The 19341-nt window shown below is 40.1% G+C and carries 13 protein-coding genes; 12 read left to right on the forward strand and 1 reads right to left on the reverse strand.

What is annotated here, in order from left to right; all coding sequences use genetic code 11:
- Positions 1-359 precede the first annotated feature (359 nt).
- Both M992_RS09830 and M992_RS09835 read left to right on the forward strand, forming a co-directional pair.
- Positions 360-1757, forward strand: a complete 1398-nt coding sequence (locus tag M992_RS09830; RefSeq protein WP_053908359.1) for an amino acid permease — start codon at positions 360-362, stop codon at positions 1755-1757.
- An 89-nt stretch (positions 1758-1846) separates the two neighbouring features.
- The gene (locus tag M992_RS09835) at positions 1847-3091 is read left to right on the forward strand and encodes an Hsp70 family protein (protein ID WP_053908360.1); all 1245 of its coding nucleotides are present in this window, start codon (positions 1847-1849) and stop codon (positions 3089-3091) included.
- Between the two features lie 125 nt (positions 3092-3216).
- On the opposite strand, the gene M992_RS09840 is transcribed toward M992_RS09835, so the two are convergent.
- The gene (locus M992_RS09840) at positions 3217-4029 is read right to left on the reverse strand and encodes a porin family protein (RefSeq protein WP_248842514.1); all 813 of its coding nucleotides are present in this window, start codon (positions 4027-4029) and stop codon (positions 3217-3219) included.
- 722 nt (positions 4030-4751) lie between these two features.
- Here M992_RS09840 and tssB point away from each other — a divergent pair.
- The 10 genes from tssB (at position 4752) to M992_RS09890 (ending at position 19307) form a co-directional block, all read left to right on the forward strand.
- Entirely contained in the window at positions 4752-5249 is a 498-nt protein-coding gene (gene tssB, locus M992_RS09845; RefSeq protein WP_053908364.1) for a type VI secretion system contractile sheath small subunit, read from the forward strand.
- Between the two features lie 20 nt (positions 5250-5269).
- A complete protein-coding gene (gene tssC, locus M992_RS09850) occupies positions 5270-6817 on the forward strand; it encodes a type VI secretion system contractile sheath large subunit (RefSeq protein WP_134473680.1) in 1548 nt (515 codons plus the stop codon).
- A gap of 12 nt (positions 6818-6829) precedes the next feature.
- The gene (tssK, locus tag M992_RS09855; RefSeq protein ID WP_053908368.1) at positions 6830-8167 is read left to right on the forward strand and encodes a type VI secretion system baseplate subunit TssK; all 1338 of its coding nucleotides are present in this window, start codon (positions 6830-6832) and stop codon (positions 8165-8167) included.
- Complete coding sequence (gene tssL / locus M992_RS09860; RefSeq protein ID WP_053908370.1) at positions 8164-8826, forward strand: type VI secretion system protein TssL, short form; 663 nt, start codon at positions 8164-8166, stop codon at positions 8824-8826. Before tssK ends, tssL begins: the two co-directional genes overlap by 4 nt.
- Entirely contained in the window at positions 8826-10562 is a 1737-nt protein-coding gene (locus tag M992_RS09865; RefSeq protein WP_053908372.1) for an OmpA family protein, read from the forward strand. Before tssL ends, M992_RS09865 begins: the two co-directional genes overlap by 1 nt.
- Positions 10563-10564: 2 nt before the next feature.
- On the forward strand, positions 10565-11056 hold the full coding sequence (locus M992_RS09870; RefSeq protein WP_047254619.1) for an Hcp family type VI secretion system effector: 492 nt from the start codon (positions 10565-10567) through the stop codon (positions 11054-11056).
- Positions 11057-11232: 176 nt separating this feature from the next.
- On the forward strand, positions 11233-13929 hold the full coding sequence (tssH, locus tag M992_RS09875; protein WP_053908374.1) for a type VI secretion system ATPase TssH: 2697 nt from the start codon (positions 11233-11235) through the stop codon (positions 13927-13929).
- Positions 13926-16448 carry a type VI secretion system Vgr family protein gene (locus tag M992_RS09880; RefSeq protein WP_053908376.1) on the forward strand — a complete coding sequence of 841 codons (2523 nt, stop codon included), beginning with the start codon at positions 13926-13928 and terminating at the stop codon, positions 16446-16448. Before tssH ends, M992_RS09880 begins: the two co-directional genes overlap by 4 nt.
- 41 nt (positions 16449-16489) lie before the next feature.
- Entirely contained in the window at positions 16490-18211 is a 1722-nt protein-coding gene (locus M992_RS09885; protein ID WP_053908378.1) for a lipase family alpha/beta hydrolase, read from the forward strand.
- 106 nt (positions 18212-18317) lie between these two features.
- Positions 18318-19307, forward strand: coding sequence for a T6SS immunity protein Tli4 family protein (locus M992_RS09890; protein ID WP_315970592.1), 990 nt, complete (start codon positions 18318-18320; stop codon positions 19305-19307).
- The last annotated feature ends 34 nt before the right edge of the window (positions 19308-19341 follow it).

Consider the following 19341-nt stretch of genomic DNA (forward strand, 5'->3'; position numbering starts at 1 on the left):
ATATGCACTAAATCATATTTATCCGCTGTAATAATATTCAATACCTATAGATTGCATAAAATAGCTTTTTTTCTGCATATTTTACCGTTGCATATCCCCAGTATGATCCGTAGAATTCACTGTTCATTTTTAATGACATGACCAAACTCTCTGGTTTATTGCTTTATATCCATCAAATATCGCGCAGTAGCATGATGTCTCATTTTATCGCTCGGGACTATTCAATGAAATATTTGGCGCTATTATTGATTATATTTCTGTGATTCAGATTATTAGGGTATATAAGTTAAGTGAGTTGCTCTATCTCAGTGATTGATTAACTTTTTGTTTTCATTATTTTATACGTTAGGATCACCTCTTTGAAGCATACATTAAGCCTGACTGCATTAACCGCCTTAGTTTTAAGTTCAATGGTAGGTGCGGGTGTTTTTAGTCTGCCACAAAATATGGCGGAAGTTGCGAGTCCTTTAGCGCTAATCATTGGCTGGTCAATTACCGGAATAGGCATTTTATTTTTAGCGTTCGCTCTATTGTTACTTTCTCGTATTCGTCCAGACCTAGATGGTGGCATATTCACTTATGCTAAAGCTGGATTTGGTGAATTAGTAGGTTTTTGTTCTGCCTGGGGTTATTGGTTATGTGCGGTTATTGCTAATGTTTCCTATCTAGTTATTGTCTTCGCCGCTTTAAGTTTCTTCACCGATACGCCAGAAAATATAATTTTAGGTGAAGGTAATACATGGCAAGCACTGATTGGCGAATCAATATTATTATGGGTAGTCCACGGGTTAGTTTTACGCGGAGTACAAACCGCAGCAGGAATTAATAAATTAGCCACTATGGCTAAATTAGTTCCGCTTGGTTTATTTATTGTTTTAGCCTTTATCGCCTTCAAATGGGATACCTTCCATGCTGATTTTTCAGGGCTTGATCTGGATATTCCGGTCTGGCAACAGGTTAAAGATACCATGCTAATTACGCTGTGGGTCTTTATTGGTATTGAAGGTGCGGTGGTCGTTTCTGCCCGTGCTCGTAATCGTCGTGATGTTGGGTTAGCCACTGTTTTAGCCGTATTTTCGGCGTTAATTATTTACATTTTAGTGACTCTGCTTTCATTAGGTATTATGCCACGAGCAGAATTAGCTGAAATAAGAAATCCGTCAATGGCCACGTTGATGGTAAGCATGATAGGCTCTGTTGGCGAAATAGTAATTGCTGCAGGTTTAATAGTCTCAGTCTGTGGTGCATATTTAAGTTGGACCATTATGGCAGCTGAAGTACCCTATATTGCTGCATTGCATGGATCATTTCCTAAAATATTTAATAAACAAAATAACAATGATGCCCCCTCATCATCTCTGTGGCTAACTAATGGTGCTGTACAATTATCATTAGTGTTAATTTGGCTTAGCGGGAGTAATTATAATACCTTATTAACCATTGCTTCTGAGATGATCCTAGTCCCTTATTTTTTAGTCGGTGCGTTCCTGGTAAAAATGGCTATTGAGCGCAGCAGTAAAGCATTATTATTTGTTGGTGCTTGTGCTGCTTTATACGGAATATGGCTTCTTTATGCCTCTGGTATAATGAATTTGCTCTTATCCGTTGTGTTATATGCGCCTGGATTGCTGGTATTTCTATATGCCCGTAGCCAACAACAATCTGAACAGAAAAAATCATTATTAACAGCTGAGAAAATAGCACTCTATCTATTACTGGCGGGCTCGCTCCCTGCCCTGTGGTATTTAATTAATTAATTTCAATAATAAACAGCAATAAAGAACAGATTTTGTGAGTTGTCGAATAACCCCTTATAGACTCACGTAAAACTCAGAGGAAAATTTGAATGTTATCGTCAAAAGCTGTATGTGGATTTGATTTTGGAACCAGTAATACTAGTGTAGCGGTGAAAAACTCTGTTGGTGAAGTGGTTTGTTATTCCTTTCCTAGTGCGATTTTCTTTGAGTTTGAGACTAAATCCACGTTGTTCGGTGATGAAGCTTTAACCAGCTATTACGATTTGATCCCAGGACGACTATTTACTTCGTTTAAATCGCTGCTGGGCAAAAAAATCTATGATTCAAGCACCATGATCCATGGGCAATTAATTCCTTTTGAAGAAATCATAACTTCGTATATTAGTTTCATCAAAGAGACCGTAGAAAAAGATATTGGTTACTCTTTAACAGCGGTACTTGCTGGTCGTCCAGTATTCTTTATTGATCAAGATCCCGTGGCCGATGCAAAAGCTCAAGCCGATCTTAAAAGTATTTTTCAGCGTACGGGATTTGAACTAGTAGAATTTGAATTAGAGCCTATTGCAGCGACCTATTCCTTTTTAAGTCATCACACTGAAGAAAATACCACTATTTTAACCGTCGATATTGGTGGTGGAACCAGTGATATTTGCTTATTCAACAGTGACGATTTTAGCGCCGGAAAAAAACTACCGATTGAAACTGTGGGGGTTCATTTAGGTGGTGATGATTTTGATAAAGATTTTAGTATGTGCAGTGTAATGCCTTTATTGGGCCGAGGAAGTAAACTTAAACGAAATCCAAGTATCACGATCCCTAATCATTTTTTCTATGATATGTCTTGTTGGCGTTCGATTTATGAACAGTATAAATTCAAAAATATCAATGATATAAAGCAAATTGCTTTACAAGTTGAAGACAATACCGCGCTGGAAAGATTAATAAAGGTACTTAATCAACGTCTCGGGCATAATGTATTGAAACAAGTACAAAATGCTAAAGTGACTTTATCTTCAGTAGAAAACACTATCATAGATTTAGATTTCGTAGAGAATAATTTAGAATTACAAGTTTCTCAGGCAGATTTAAATAATGCGTTAAGTAAAATTCTAGAGAAGATTTCTGCCTCAATTGATTCGCTATTGTCTACGTTAGCAGTTGATCCAGAGCAAATTGATTATATTGTCTGTACTGGGGGCTCCACTTTAGTTCCCGCATTAAAAAACCTTTTATATCAAAAATTTGACCGCAAAAAAATTATTCAGCATGATACTTTTAATGCTGTAGCCAAAGGACTAATGCTACGTGCGGCTGAAATATTACCCGCACAATAATCATCTACTTTAGCACGTATTTTTATCTGCGCCCCAAAAGACAAGACAGATAGCATAATAAAGGAACAAGTGCTGTCTGTCTTAGAAAGAGGTAACTAAAAAACATCATAATTGGCTTGCTAAGGCTATCTAATTTCTAAAATAAAAGTGATACCATGAGCATTATCACCTAATAGGTATCCAACGCCCATTTTGATTTTTAATTGGTCATCATAAAAATCAATCGGTGCTTCTAAAGAAAGTGATATATTGTTTATAACACCAAATGATAATTCCCTATAATTCTTGCCATAAAACCCACCAATACTATCCGATAAAATTAGATTAAAATTCTTTTCATTTAATTTAAATAAATCCGTCATAACATATTCACTACCAAGTGCCCATGTTCCGGTGTTATTTTTATCTCTAAATTCATTAGTAAACATATATGATATGCGTCCAAATGAATTAATTTGATCATTATTATTTAACTTAAGAGTGTTTTTTATTCCAACTTTAGGGGTTATATGGAATGAGTTAATATCCCAATCTAATAGTTTCTCTTCACGTAATGATTCTTTCATTTGAAAATCACCATGAAATGAAGAATTATTCTTCATATTGGCATACCCAAATTCCAGCTCATTTTCAAAACTAAAATTATCATTTATTTTATAAGTAATCTTTGGTGAAGTGGCTATACTAAAAATATCCCATCTAGCATGTAAACTACCTACATTATCAATATGAAATGATGAGGATTTTACTTTAAGATAATTACCTCGTAATTGTACAGAAAAGGAATAATCCCCATTCACATAAAGTTCGTTAAAATTATAAGGTAATGAATATTTTTCATAACTAAGTCCATCAGACTTTAATTTTGAAGCGCTGATATCATCAGTCAACGAAAGCGCAAGTAGCTTATTGTAGCCAGTCTTCAAATCTTCCGCCATGGAAGAGCCAGATGTAGTAATTATTAAAAATAGCACTCTAAAGTATATAGACTTCATTATCCCTCTATTTAAAAATTATGAAAAAACATCCAGATTAAAAAGCCCATATTTATATAACAAATAGTTAAATAAAATCATAAATAAACTATTTTATAATAATATATTATTTTCACCTTAAACGTGAAGTAAGAACTAATAATTTAATGTCTATATTTCAATCTCTGTATATTCCCAGACAAAATTAAACCTAAATAAACCCTCAAAATATCGTGATATTTAACACTATTGCGATAGCATAAAAAACAATCAATCGACTAACAATACCCCTCCCGACCCAAAATCTAACTTTATGCCTCGATAGCTAAGTATTCTTCTACTACTTCACAACTAATACGAGTGAAAAATTAATGTATTTCCATATTAACAAATAGAAATTCTCTGTTACATATACATAGCTACATATTAGCATGTCGACTATTTTTGTTTAAAAACAAATATATATGATTGGCCAGCTACATCTATAGAGAATTAAAGTAATATATTTTCTTTTACTCCAATCACATAATTAATAAGAAAAGTTGATTTATTTATTATTCAGTTATATAAGTAAAAAAAGATCACTAAGGTAAATTTTTATAATTAAATTATAACTATTTACCAATATCCCACTTTAAATAATAAAAAATTTCATATAACAGAAGATAACCGAAGGAATACCTCTCATGTCAGATAGCTTCCAAAATGAAGTCCCTAAAGCGCGGGTTAATATAAAGTTAGACTTGCACACGGGCGGAGCGCAGAAAAAAGTTGAGTTACCCTTAAAGTTATTAGCGGTCGGCGATTACAGTCATGGGCAGGATAATCGTGCGCTATCTGAGCGTGAGAAAATCAACATTAACAAAAATAACTTTGATAGTGTGCTCGCTGAGTTTTCCCCCTCAATCAATCTGTCCGTTAAAAATACGCTGGCTAATGAAGGAAGCGAAGAGCTCGTCTCATTAGCATTCAAAAATATGAATGATTTCGAGCCAGAACAAGTTGCTCGCCAAATTCCTCAACTTCGCGCGATGTTAGCTATGCGTAATCTTTTACGCGACCTCAAATCTAATCTTCTCGATAACGTAACCTTTCGTCGTGAGTTGGAAAATATTCTGAAAGATCCTGCACTCAGTGACGAACTTCGCGAAGAATTGGCCCAACTGGCCCCCAAAAAAGACTAATTTGGATTTAACACAGGATCATGCTGATGTCAGTAAATAATGAATTAACTACAAATACACAGACTACCGTACTGGAAGAAATACCTTTTCAAGGTGTTTACGCTTCATTGTTCGAAAAAATTAACCTTACTCCGGTGACTGAAGTAAGCGATATTAACGCATTTCAAGATAACGCTGTTCTAGCTGATGCATCTGCCGATGAACGTGTAACTGTTGCTGTTCAGGTTTTCCTCGATCGGCTTAAATCATCAGGGCAAAAAGTTGAACGCCTAGACCGTAATTTACTTGATCACCATATTGCTGAACTAGATAAACAAATTAGTCAGCAACTGGATGAAGTCATGCACCATCCTGAGTTCCAACAAATTGAATCTACTTGGCGTGGATTAAAATTCTTAGTTGACCGTACCGATTTTCGCCAAAATGTTAAAATTGAACTGTTAGACGTCACTAAAGACGATTTACGCCAAGATTTTGAAGATAGCCCTGAGATTATTCAAAGCGGCCTCTATCATCATACCTATATTGCTGAATATGATACTCCAGGTGGCGAACCTATTGCTGCCATGATATCGGATTATGAGTTTGACCGTAGTCCACAAGATATTGCCTTGCTTCGTTGTATTTCCAAAGTCTCAGCCTCAGCTCATATGCCATTTATCGGTTCTGTTGGCCCTAAATTCTTTGGTAAAGATACCATGGAGGAAGTAGCGGCAATCAAAGATATTGGTAACTATTTTGATCGTGCCGAATATTTAAAATGGAAAGCGTTCCGTGACTCCGATGATGCACGCTATATTGGACTAACTATGCCCAGAGTACTGGGTCGCCTACCGTATGGTCCTGATACTGTTCCGGTACGTAGTTTCAATTATGTCGAAGAAGTTAAAGGCCCAGATCACGAAAAATATTTGTGGACTAATGCTTCGTTTGCCTTTGCTGCCAATATGGTAAAAAGCTTTATCAACAACGGCTGGTGTGTACAAATTCGTGGGCCACAAGCCGGCGGTGCAGTAAAAGATCTCCCTATCCATCTGTTCGATTTAGGCACAGGTAGCCAAGTTAAAATCCCTTCTGAAGTGATGATCCCAGAAACCCGTGAATTTGAATTTGCTAATCTTGGATTCATTCCATTGTCTTATTATAAGAATCGGGATTACTCGTGCTTTTTCTCTGCTAACTCGGCACAAAAACCGGCTCTGTATGATACGGCAGATGCCACTGCCAATAGTCGTATTAACTCACGTCTTCCGTATATTTTCCTGCTGTCACGTATCGCCCACTATTTGAAATTAATCCAACGTGAAAACATCGGTACCACCAAAGATAGACGCCTGCTAGAGCTGGAACTGAATAACTGGGTGCGTGGTCTGGTTACCGAAATGACCGATCCGGGTGATGATTTACAGGCTTCACATCCACTGCGCGATGCCAAAGTCGTCGTTGAGGATATTGAGGATAATCCAGGCTTTTTCCGCGTTAGACTTTATGCGGTTCCCCACTTCCAAGTTGAAGGTATGGATGTGGATTTATCCTTAGTTTCACAAATGCCAAAAGCGAAAGCCTAAAGGTTATCACGGATGAAAATCTACCGACCCCTGTGGACGGATGGGGCCTTTTTGGCCCCTCAACAATTCCAACAGCAAGCTCAATGGGATAGCCATGTAGCCAATTTGGTTTCCAATATGACATTGGCATCCCCGTGGGGTGTGATCAGTACTGAATTTGATGAAAGCGCATTGACTATTTCCCGGTTAAGTATACAACGGATGGTGGTTCGCTTTCCTGATGGAACAATAATCGACTCGACACTTGCCGATAATCTTCCTCCAGTACGAGAATTAAGCCAATACGCCGAACACTCGTCTCTGGATATCGTGCTGGCACTCCCCTTGTTACTGGCTAATGGCGGCAACTTAGTACCAGAAGGTGGCACAGAAAGGCCTCGCCGTTTTTATCAAGAGTGGATAAAAGTACAAGACCTTGTTGGTCATGAACAAACCGATATTGCGGTGCTACGTCATGCTGTTAGTCTGCGTTTTGCTCATGATGATAACAGTGCTTATATTACTTGCCCCGTGGCTAAATTAATACGTAATGCGCAAGGGGCATGGACATTTGATCCGCACTTTATTCCTCCTTTACTGTCTTGCCAAGGAAGCCCTGCTCTTGTCTCACTTTTGAGCGAGTTTATGCATCGTTTAGTTGCAAAACGCCGCAGATTAATGGCGTTACGCCGTGAAAGTAATGAGAAAATGGCTGACTTTGTGGTCGCAGATGTTTCTTTATTTTGGTTATTGAATTCACTGAATAGTGCAGAGCCGGTACTCAATGAATTCATCGCATCACTTAATCGACATCCAGAATGTTTATATCGAGAACTGGTTCGTCTTGCGGGGAGCTTATTAACGTTCTCACTCGACCATCAAATTGAAGATATTCCTGCTTATCAGCACGACAAGCCTGAACAGGTATTTCCTCCGTTATTTGCTTTACTCAATACCTTACTTGAAGCTAGCCTGCCTTCACGTATTGTCACTATTGATTTACGCAAAGAAGGACCGTTCTGGAAAGGCGATTTGCACGACGGTCGTTTGCGTGAAGATGCAGATTTTTATTTATCCGTACGCTCTTCACTTCCCACACATTTACTGGCCACCCAATTTCCCTTGCTGTGTAAAGCAGGAAGTACCGATGATGTCGCCGATGTTGTGAATGTCGCACTCAATGGTATCCCGCTACGTGCGCTGACACATGTACCAACAGCTCTCCCATTACGGCTGGAAAATCAATACTTTGTACTTGATATTAATAATCCCGCCGGTGCTGCCATGCTAGATACTGGACGGTGTGCATTTTATGTCCCGAGTACCTTGGGAGAAATTCAACTTGAACTGTTTGCGGTATTACGCTCATGAACAATCATCCCCACACTTCATCCTCGATTGATGCTATTTTTGCGGATACTTGGCTGATGGTTTGTCAATTACGCCAAGGCTCGCCGATTTCAAATGGCAATGTTTTTTACCGCAAAGTTTGTGAGCTTATCGATAAAACCCGACAAATTTTACAGCAACAAGGTTATGACGAGCGCGCGATTGATCATATGCAATATGCTCAATGCGCGTTAATAGATGAAAGTATAATGAACCGTCCTTCTCCTGATGATGGCTATCAAACTTGGCTGCAATCCCCGCTTCAAGCACGTTATTTTAATACGCTAGAAGCCGGTGATAAGCTGTGGGATCGCGTAAATACGGTACTTAAGGAAACAAATCCTAATCAAGAAGTGCTGCTTTGTTTTCATCGTGTTCTTACTCTTGGTTTTGTTGGAAAATTTCGCCGTCTAAATGATCCTGAACGCGAGCGTATTGTGGCGCAGCTAGATGCCTTACTTCCATCAATTACGCTTTCATCAGCGCTGCCGCTAGTTGTAAAACCCCAATTGCGTTTTAGCCGTCGTCGGCTCTATATGTTGGGTTGGCTGGGGGGAATCCTTCTTTTAGTCGCCCTTTGGTGGGGATTTTCTGCTTCACTAGAGCATTTGCTGCAATCATGGATGATTCAAGGACAGTAATGCGTAAATCGATAAAACCGCTGATCACCCTATTTTCTGCAGGATTATTCTTGTGGCTATTGTGGGAATTTTGGTCATTAGGACGCACTATTTCGATCTTTATAACACTGTTAGTTATCGTAATAACCGGTGTATTTCTCTTTTGGTATCGCAAACAACAATTACACACTATAGATACCCATTTTATCGATGCTCTACCGCCGCAAGATTATCAAGGGGCAATTGTGCTCGTTTGTGGTCAATCAGCGGCACTTTTCGCCGAGCAGCAATCTCGACGAGAAACTGCACTTGGCTGGTATCTTCCAATCCATACCCCCACAGAGCTAACACATTATGTGCAAACAATTGCTGAATATGCACCTTCATTATTTAGCCGGTTATCTATTTTATATGCCGTCTTGCCGGAACAAATAATACAGACCGAAACATTAGCTCAAGACGTTCTCGATTGGCGTAGAGCGATTGGAGAAAGCCGTTTAAAAACAAACCATAACCTTCCATTTTGGGTTAGTGTGTATCTTTCAAATTCGGATATTTTAGATCAAGATTTTCTGAACGATAATCAAGATAGCCCATGGTTTACTCTGTTAAAACATCAACCAGAATTTGTAGTTGAACAAGAAGGTACAACGGCTAAGCCATTTTCTGTCTGGTCAGACTCTCCACAATTTAATCATCAACAAATCCTACAAAATTCACTCTGGTTTGATGCCTTATTGGACTGGTTAAACACCATTTTTGTCCCTATGTTAACCACAGCACAAACGGGAGCCCCGATATTAACGCCATCTGCTTGGGCTATACAGTGTTCATCCGTTAATCGTCAACTAAACAATATTTGGCAACAATATATTGAAACTAAGACCGGATTGCCGCTTATAGAAACAGCGCAAACTGGTCATTTACTGCCACTTCCTGACGTTCTTCTGCGCCGCCTAAATCACGATGTGAGCCTAAGTCAACGTGAGCGTTTAATCGGTATTATTGGATTGATTTTTGGTATTTTTTTAGTTGGAGCACTCTGTGGTAGCTATCAACATAATCGACAACTTATCCGTCATATTGGAGAAGATGCTGCCCGTTTCTTGCATTTACCAGATAGCCCGTTATTGCCGAAAGAAACCAGCTATCGACAATTACAAAATGATGCCGCACAACTGGCGCGTTGGGAACGCGAAGGTATCCCGACAGCTTATTCACTGGCTCTCTATCAAGGCAGTTATCTCCTCCCTTATTTGCAAACATTATTGAGCAGTTGGGCACCACCATCCTCCCCAACACCTGCACCGGTCATTATTCAACAGGCGCCGCAAATGATCTCGCTGGATAGCTTAGCGCTGTTTGATGTCGGGCAGTACACCTTAAAAACCAATGCCACCAAAGTTTTAGTCAATGCCCTCATCAATATTCAGGCAAAACCTGGCTGGTTAATTGTAGTTTCAGGCTATACAGATAACACCGGTAATCCTGAACTTAATCAAAAAATTTCATTAAAACGGGCAGAATCAGTACGTGACTGGATGATAGAAACCAGTGACATCGACCCAACTTGTTTCGCAGTACAAGGCTACGGACAAAATCACCCGATTGCAGATAATGACACCACTGAAGGGCGCGCCCGTAACCGCCGCGTTGAAATTCGCTTAATGCCACAAGCTGATGCTTGTCGAGCCTTGAGTAATAAAACCGTGCAATCGATGGACGATGGCACACATTCCACAATGAAGGAGAAGTAATTATGGCTATTCCTGTTTATTTATGGCTGAAAGATGATGGTGGTGCGGACATTAAAGGATCTGTCAATGTACAAGATCGCGAAGGAAGTATTGAGGTTGTCGCACAAGACCACAGCCTTTATATCCCGACAGATAACAATACCGGTAAATTGACGGGTACGCGTATTCATACGCCATTTATTTTTGTCAAAGAAATCGATGCGTCTAGTCCGTATTTATATAAAGCCGTAACCACAGGCCAAACGTTGAAAGAAGCTGAATTTAAATGGTATCGCATTGATGATGCGGGCCAAGAAGTTGAGTATTTCAATACTAAGCTTGAAAACGTCAAAGTCGTCAAAGTCGCCCCTAAAATGCATGACATTAAAGATCCGGGCAAAGAAAAACATAACCACTTAGAAGAACTTGAGCTGCGTTACGAAAAAATCACTTGGACCTACAAAGACGGCAACATCATTCATTCCGACTCATGGAATGAGCGTGCAACCGCTTAATTAATCCTCGCAGGCGCTTGTCGCCTGCTTTTTTATGCTTACTGGCATATTGATGAAACACATAAAACACAATTTATCATTAATACCCAATGAACCTCGGTTAACGGTTATGGGCGGTAGCATGCCTTACTGCGCCTAAAAAATACGTTTTCACCCCCCAATACGAGAGAGAGAATATGGATAATTCATCCGTGATGCTATTACGTCGCCTAAATCCTTACTGTGCCAGCGCCTTAGAGGCAGCGGCTTCGTTATGCCAGACACGAGCACATGCGGAAATCACTATTGAACATTGGCTGCTCAAGTTATTGGAAATGGGTGAAAGTGATCTCACCGTGTTAGCTCGCCGCTACGAATGGGATATTTCTGCTCTTTGGCAAAGCTTATTAAATGAAATCAATAATTTACCGCGCTCCATTCATAGCCGTCCTCGTCTATCTAAACCTCTACTTAATCTAATCCAACAGGCGTGGATAATCGCGTCACTGGATGAAGATATTGAACATATTCGTAGCGTACATTTATTATCCGCCATTACTCAGCAGCCTTCTCTGCTACCTAACGACAACTTATGGCCTTTAATGACGTTAAGTACCACTCAACTTCAGCGCTTAAGGCCCGTGCTTGATGCCCAATCGGATGAGCGTCCAGACCTGCAACAACTTGCTGCACATAATCAAGTCATTGGCCGAGAAACTCCGCTTGATAGCCCATTAACAGAAGAAACGACAACACCAAACTTGATGGGTAATACATTGAACGAAGCTTTACTTGCAGTACTGAATAAATTCACCATTGATGTCACAGAAAAAGCACGAGAAGGTGCGATTGATCCAGTTTTTGGTCGAGATGATGAAATTCGTCAAATGGTCGATATTCTTTCCCGTCGCCGTAAAAACAATCCAATTTTAGTAGGTGAACCTGGGGTGGGTAAAACCGCCTTAGTGGAAGGCTTAGCGTTACGTATTATCGAAGGAAATGTGCCCGTTAGCTTACAAACTACTGCTCTGCGAACCTTAGATTTAGGGCTACTGCAAGCGGGCGCGGGGGTTAAAGGTGAATTTGAACAACGTCTCAAAAATGTGATTGAAGCAGTTCAGCAATCTCCTACGCCAATTTTGTTATTCATTGATGAAGCCCATACCATTATCGGGGCGGGTAACCAAGCCGGTGGCGCCGATGCGGCTAACTTATTAAAACCTGCTCTTGCCCGCGGTGAACTCCGAACAATTGCGGCGACTACCTGGTCTGAATACAAGCAGTATTTTGAACGCGATGCTGCCTTAGAACGCCGTTTTCAGGTGGTCAAAGTCGATGAACCGGATGATGAAAAAGCTTTTTTGATGCTGCGTGGATTAAAATCTCGCTATGCCAAATACCATGGTGTGCATATTACGGATGATGCCGTTAAAGCGGCTGTCACGCTATCACGTCGTTACCTCCCTGGCCGCCAATTACCCGATAAAGCCGTGGATTTACTCGACACTGCGAGTGCACGTATTCGCATGAGTCTTGATACACAACCTGAAGAAATAACGTATTTAAAAACTAAACGTAATGCACTAAAACTTGAGCAACACGCCATTCTTGATGATCTGACCATTGGTAACACCACTAATCAATCTTTACTTAGCGGATTAGTGACTCAAGATGCCCAAATAGCCATACAACTGGCGGAACTAGAACAACGCTTTGAACAAGAGAAAAATCTGATCAGCGAGTTAATGGAGCTACGCCGCCAAACGCAAGATATCAGCGAAATTCAATCTCAGCTAGACCAAGTTCAGCAAAATGAGCCACTGATCACTCCCGATGTCGATGTACGAACAGTTGCTACAGTGATTGCCGACTGGACCGGTGTTCCCTTATCCAGTTTATTGAAAGACCAACAAACGGGCTTATTAGAATTAGAAGCTAATTTAGCCCAGCGCGTGGTGGGTCAAAACCATGCCCTACTTGCGCTAGGCCAACGCTTACGAGCGACACGAACAGGTTTAACCTCAGAAAATGGTCCGCAAGGCGTGTTTCTGCTCGTCGGACCTAGTGGTATCGGAAAAACCGAAACGGCTCTCGCCTTGGCTGACCAACTTTTTGGCGGCGAAAAAGCCTTAATCACCATTAATATGTCGGAATACCAAGAAGCTCATACGGTTAGCCAATTAAAAGGCTCACCTCCAGGTTATGTAGGTTACGGCCAAGGCGGAATTTTAACCGAAGCCGTACGCAAACGCCCTTACAGTGTGGTGTTGCTCGATGAAGTGGAAAAAGCTCACCGCGATGTATTAAACATGTTTTATCAAGTGTTTGACCGAGGCTTTATGCGCGATGGCGAAGGACGTGAAATTGATTTTCGTAATACCGTTATCTTAATGACCGCGAACTTAGGCAGCGATTTATTAATGCAGCAACTCGAAGAATTCCCTGAGTCTACTGACGGTGAACTTCAAGAACTGCTGCGCCCCACCTTACGTGATCATTTCCAGCCGGCCTTACTTGCCCGTTTTCAAACCTTAATTTATCGCCCATTAGGGCAAACGGCTCTGCGTACTATTGTCGAAATGAAGCTCAATAGTGTAATGGCGCGCTTACAACTGCATTATGGCTTAACCGGCATTGTCGAAGATACGCTATACGACGCGTTAGTTAGTGCCTGCCTATTACCGGATACCGGGGCTCGTAATATTGATAGCTTACTGAATCAACAAATATTACCGGTACTCAGTCAGCAATTATTAATGCGCCAAGAAAACCAATTACTCGCACAAACTCTGACCTTAGGCTTTAACGATGAAGACGGTATTACCTTGAGCTTTAGTGGTGAGATGAATACATCGTCGGCGCAAGATAGCCAACTACTGGAGAATAATTTATGAGATTAACTGAACCCTCAAAAATCTTACTCCAAAACCAAAACCGTTATCATCTTGAAGTACAAGGCTGTGCTGATTATTTCGATGTTGAGCATTTCACGGGGCGTGAAGCCATTAGTGACACCTATCGTTATCAAATTACCTTTACTTGTTCAGCACAAGATCTCTCACCGCAACAACTGTTGCGCCGCAGTGCCAATTTAACCTTTGCTCCCCCCTCAAATCTTGCGGGAGGCGTTATATCCCCAAATACGGTAGCTAAACGTATCCATGGCACCGTTACCGATTTTCGCCGCTTGTCTGGCTCCGCGGATGAAGCGCGCTATCAATTAGTCATTGAACCGTTTTTTGCGCTACTACGCCATGAAATTCGCTCACATCGTTTTTTTATCAACCAATCGATTCCTGAAGTGGTTGAACAAATACTCCGAGAACATAATTTTAAAGGCTGGGAGTTTGAATTCACGTTACAACAAACCTACCCTAAACGTGAGCAAATCAATCAAATAAATGAAAGCGATAAACAATTTATTGAACGTTTATTGAGTGAAGTAGGAATCTTTTATCGTTTTGGTCTACAAGATGATACTCAAACTGAAGTCATTTATTTTACTGATAGCCAACGCGGCTATGTGTATGATAAATCATTACCACTTAATAGCCCTTCAGGAATGAGTGATAACTCTGCTGATAGTGTATGGGGACTTTCACTGCGGCATCAAATTGTTGAAAATAGTGTATTCGCCAAAGATTACAACCATCGATTAGCAGAAGACACCATGATCTCCGCTGTAACAGACATGACGCTTGGTGATGGCGAAGAGATTAATTATGGCGAAGTCTATCATTATCGTCCGCGTCACCTAGCACGCGGGGATAAGCTGCATCCTGAAGCTGAAACGGCTAATTTCTGGGCTCGCCTTGACCATGAACGATTCTTAGCTCGCCAAACTTTATTGCGCGGACAAAGCAGCGCTGCCGACCTAACCCCCTTGTTGGTATTAAGTATTCAAGATAATGTTCCTTTATCAAGCTTACCGTCTGTTTTCAAAGCCCCTATTTTGATCACTCGACTGCGCTTTACTGCCAGCCGAGATAAAGCCTTAACCGTTCGTTTTGATGCTGTGCCCTATACTGAAGCTCTCTGTTGGCGCCCTATTCTCAAGCCTCGCCCGGTAATTGCCGGAACCTTAATGGCACGCGTTACTAGCGCCAAAGAAAATGATATCTATGCACATCAAAATGAACATGGATTTTATTGGGTTAAATTCGACGCCGATCGTGATCAAAAAGCCAAAGGCTATGAAAGTATGCCGGTACGCTTGGCGCAACCCTACGCCGGCGATACTTACGGCATGCACTTTCCACTGATCCAAGGCACCGAAGTGGCGATTGCCTTCCATGAAGGTGACCCTGACCGCCCATATATCGCCCATGCCCTCCATGATTCCCGCCATCCGGATCACGTTACTGATAAAAATAATACGCGTAATGTGATCCGCACGCCAGCCAATAATAAACTGCGCATGGAGGATAAACGCGGGCAAGAACACATTAAGCTCAGTACTGAATATGGCGGAAAATCCCAGCTAAATCTAGGACATTTAGTCGATGCCAAACGCCAACCACGCGGCGATGGCTTCGAGTTACGCACCGACAGCTGGGGCGCAATCCGTGCGGGTAAAGGATTGTTTATCTCCACCGATAAGCAAGAAAAAGCTAGCGGTAAAGTGCTAGCAATGGAAGAAGCCATTGCTCAGTTAGAACAGGCACAGCAGTTAACCGAGTCCCTCAAAGAAGCCGCTAATGTTGCAAAAGCTGAGCTTGCTGATTTACAAACACAAAAAGAGTTTCTGTCTGAAACACTCAATGAACTTCAGCAATCAGCCCTGCTTATTTCCTCTCCAGCAGGTATTGCCCATACATCGCCTAAAAGTATTCAAACATCGGCAGGCGAAAATATTATCAACACGGCTAGTAATAGTGCCGATTTTAGTATTGCCAAAAAGTTTACCGTTGCCGCAGGCGAAATCATTAGCTTATTTGCTCAAAAGCTCGGTATCAAAATTTTTGCCAATCAAGGCAAAATTGCGATTGAAGCTCAACATGATGAAATGTCATTAGATGCCTTGAAGGATTTAAGCATCAGTAGCCATGATGGTAAAGTGATCATCAAAGCTAAAAAAGAAATTATCTTAACCAGTGGTGGCGGTTATATTCGTATTGCAGATGGTACGGTGGAATGTGCCGCTCCCGATAAAATTATTGAACGTGGCGCTGTTTGGCAAAAATTTGGCGGCCAAAGCATCAATGAGTCGATGCAGTCATGGGAAAGTTCTGAGTTCGCGATTAAGCCTCAATTGGTTGATTTAGCCGATCTAAATAGCTCCCGTCAACCCAAACCTGTAGGTATTTATGCTGAAGGTACAAAAAGTACGACGACTACTGATACCCAAGGAAATTTATCTGAACATAAGGGCTTAGGGTTAGATCAACTAGACATTAAACTTGATGATAAGTAATGGCTATCTAACGGTCAGCGAAATTATTCTTAGGAACTTTTATGACAGATAAATCAAACGGGTCAGTAACACCCAATGAATGCCAACACGTTTCCTATCACTTACCTCAGTGGGATGAAAATGGAAAATGTAGTTGGATTGACATTCAATTACAGCACAAATCCCTAAATGCCGAAGCGAAGTGTATTGTGCCGCCAACCAAAGTTATCCCTGTTATTTTTATTCCTGGGATTATGGGAACTAATCTTAAAAGTGATGTTGGTGAATCATCTTGGAATGCGGAATGGTTTATGGGGGCTGATAGCCTGAAATTTGTTAATAAAGACGGCGCTGAACGCCGAAGAACATTAGATCCCGATACGACAAAGGTTGAAAATAGATATAACAGTATTAGTTACATAGCTCATTCTATTTTCTCTGATGATGGTCATTTGTTTCCGACTCGCTACGAACGGCAGTGGGGACAAGCGTTAAATTTGAGCTATGGGCAATTTTTAGAAGTATTTCAATATGCGCTGTTAGATGATTGGCAAACAGATCTTTATAATTTTATTCCAGAATTTAGGGCTGTAAGTACAAAAATTAAAGGCGTATTAAGTGATTTAGTGGGGGATAAACTTGGAGATACGCACGATTCTCCATTAACATCTAGTGAATTAGCTCATTTTAAACGCTTCCTCTTTCCTATACATGTTTTTGGTTATAATTGGTTGAAGGATAATGCTATATCTGCTGAAGAACTGACCAACTATATTGATGATGTTTTAAATATCTATAAGTATAAACATGGGTATGGTTTAGCAGTAGAAAAAGTCATTTTAGTCACGCATTCTATGGGAGGGTTAGTTGCCCGTTACGCAATGAATCCTCCTAAAGAAGTAAAGTTTAAAGGTTGCCAAGATAAGGTTTTAGGTGTTGTTCACGGCGTTATCCCTGATTTGGGGTCTCCGGCAGCTTATCGTCGCATGAAAACAGGGGCAGGCAAAGAAGGTAATCCAGGGAAAGTATTAGGATCAACCGCAGAAAAGTTAATGCCCGTGTTAGCTAGAGCTCCAGCACCATTACAACTCCTACCTTACCCGAGTTATAAATCGCCATGGCTTACGATTGAAGGTGAAGGTAGCTACCCGCAAACTAAAGATCCTCAAACAGGGAAGTCAGATCCTTTTACTGATATTTACTTGCGTAACGATGTGTGGTGGAAGCTATATCAATCAGACATTATTGATTCTGATAAGGTTAAAATTGATAGTAATTGGGATGAATATGATATTTTAATGGATAATACTGTTAGGAATTTTATGGAGCACCAAGAACAAGGATTATATCACCCAAATACCTATGTTTTTTATGGCACAGAAGAAAAAACCGATGGTTTTTTGACATGGAATAAACTCCATGATAATAGGCAAACGGTTACGCTTTATTATTCTGAAAAGAAATATATTCGCAAAGTACCCTATGTTGATCCTAATAGAAAAATGCCTCATGACCAGAAAAAAGTTCTCCTTTCTGATGGTCAGTATTGTGATTTTATCTTAATACAATCGGACACTGCGGGGGATGGCACAGTTCCCATTGAATCATTGGAAGTCATAAAACGTAATCCAACAATTAAAAGTGTTTTAGCGACAAATGTCGATCATCAAGATGCATATGCTGTAAAGGGAGTTACTTATTCTGAATTTAGTGATGCCATTAAATTTACGCTAAGGTCGATCATTAAGATTGTACAAGAGGTCGATATTCGTGCGGCTGACTAAACCAAAAAAAATTGTAGGGTTACTTATCGCGATAATAATTATCGCATTTTTTTGGATAACTCGTGAAATTTTGCCTCCACCGTTAACTGATAAGGAAAAGGTTGTGATGGAAACATTGTTTGAAAAAGTCAAACCGCAATGTATCGGGCGTTATGTAATGGATGTCCCTGAATCGTTTAATAATCAGCTAAGAGATAAAATATTTATTGGTGATTTCAAAATTGAAAGTAAATTTATTTATCCTCCGGCATTTAGGCAACGTATTGAATTAAGAGAAAAAGAATTAATAGAATGGGAGCAAAACGAAGAAAATTCACCTGCGCTTAAAGAAGTTATTCGATTATCCGACAATAAAGGCGTGATTTTTGATAGGAATCAATCTGGCTCTAGTGATGCTTATCGAACATTAGAAGCTCATGTATATATTAATCATATTGCGTTTGTTATTACTTCTGACATTAGAGATTTTTCGAATAAAAAGCATGAAAAAAGAAAGACAGCTTTTTTAGCCAGAGGAGGAACTGAATATCAGTCAAATCAAAAGCCAGCCAAATTAGCTGCAATGCAATCATTAATTTCACGCCTGAGCGGACGATTAGATCATGAGATCCCTACGGAAAAAGGTGTCTGTATTCCTAATGGGTTTATATTGGATGATGAAAATAAACCTACAGAAAGATTATATTTTTTATATGAAAATAATGATTTCAATTTCTCGGTAAATATTGAAGACCATGTTACGGCTGTTGATGATACTTTGTTGAGTCGCTCATCAGAGATAAAAAAATCAATGGTATTAAATAATATGCATACCTTTAAAAAAGGTGAAATAAAACCCAATGGGGTTCCAGTTCAAGAATGGTTAATGGCAGGGCAACAAGATGTTTATAATGAAAAAGAAAATAAAGTAGAATCAGGTTTTCCCTACTATTATTTTCTATTAAAAGCAAATCAAGGTACATCTTCGTTTGAAAAACCATTTTTAAGTATGACATTATTTAATGATAATAAAAAAACAACGTACAGTGATGCACAAATGGTCGAAATATGGGATCGAATTGTTGGTTCTCTGCGTTATAAACCGAATGCGTTTTAATCTTTGCAACAATGATATTTAAACGATTTAAAAA

The organism is Moellerella wisconsensis ATCC 35017 (assembly GCF_001294465.1).
Lineage (GTDB): Bacteria > Pseudomonadota > Gammaproteobacteria > Enterobacterales > Enterobacteriaceae > Moellerella > Moellerella wisconsensis.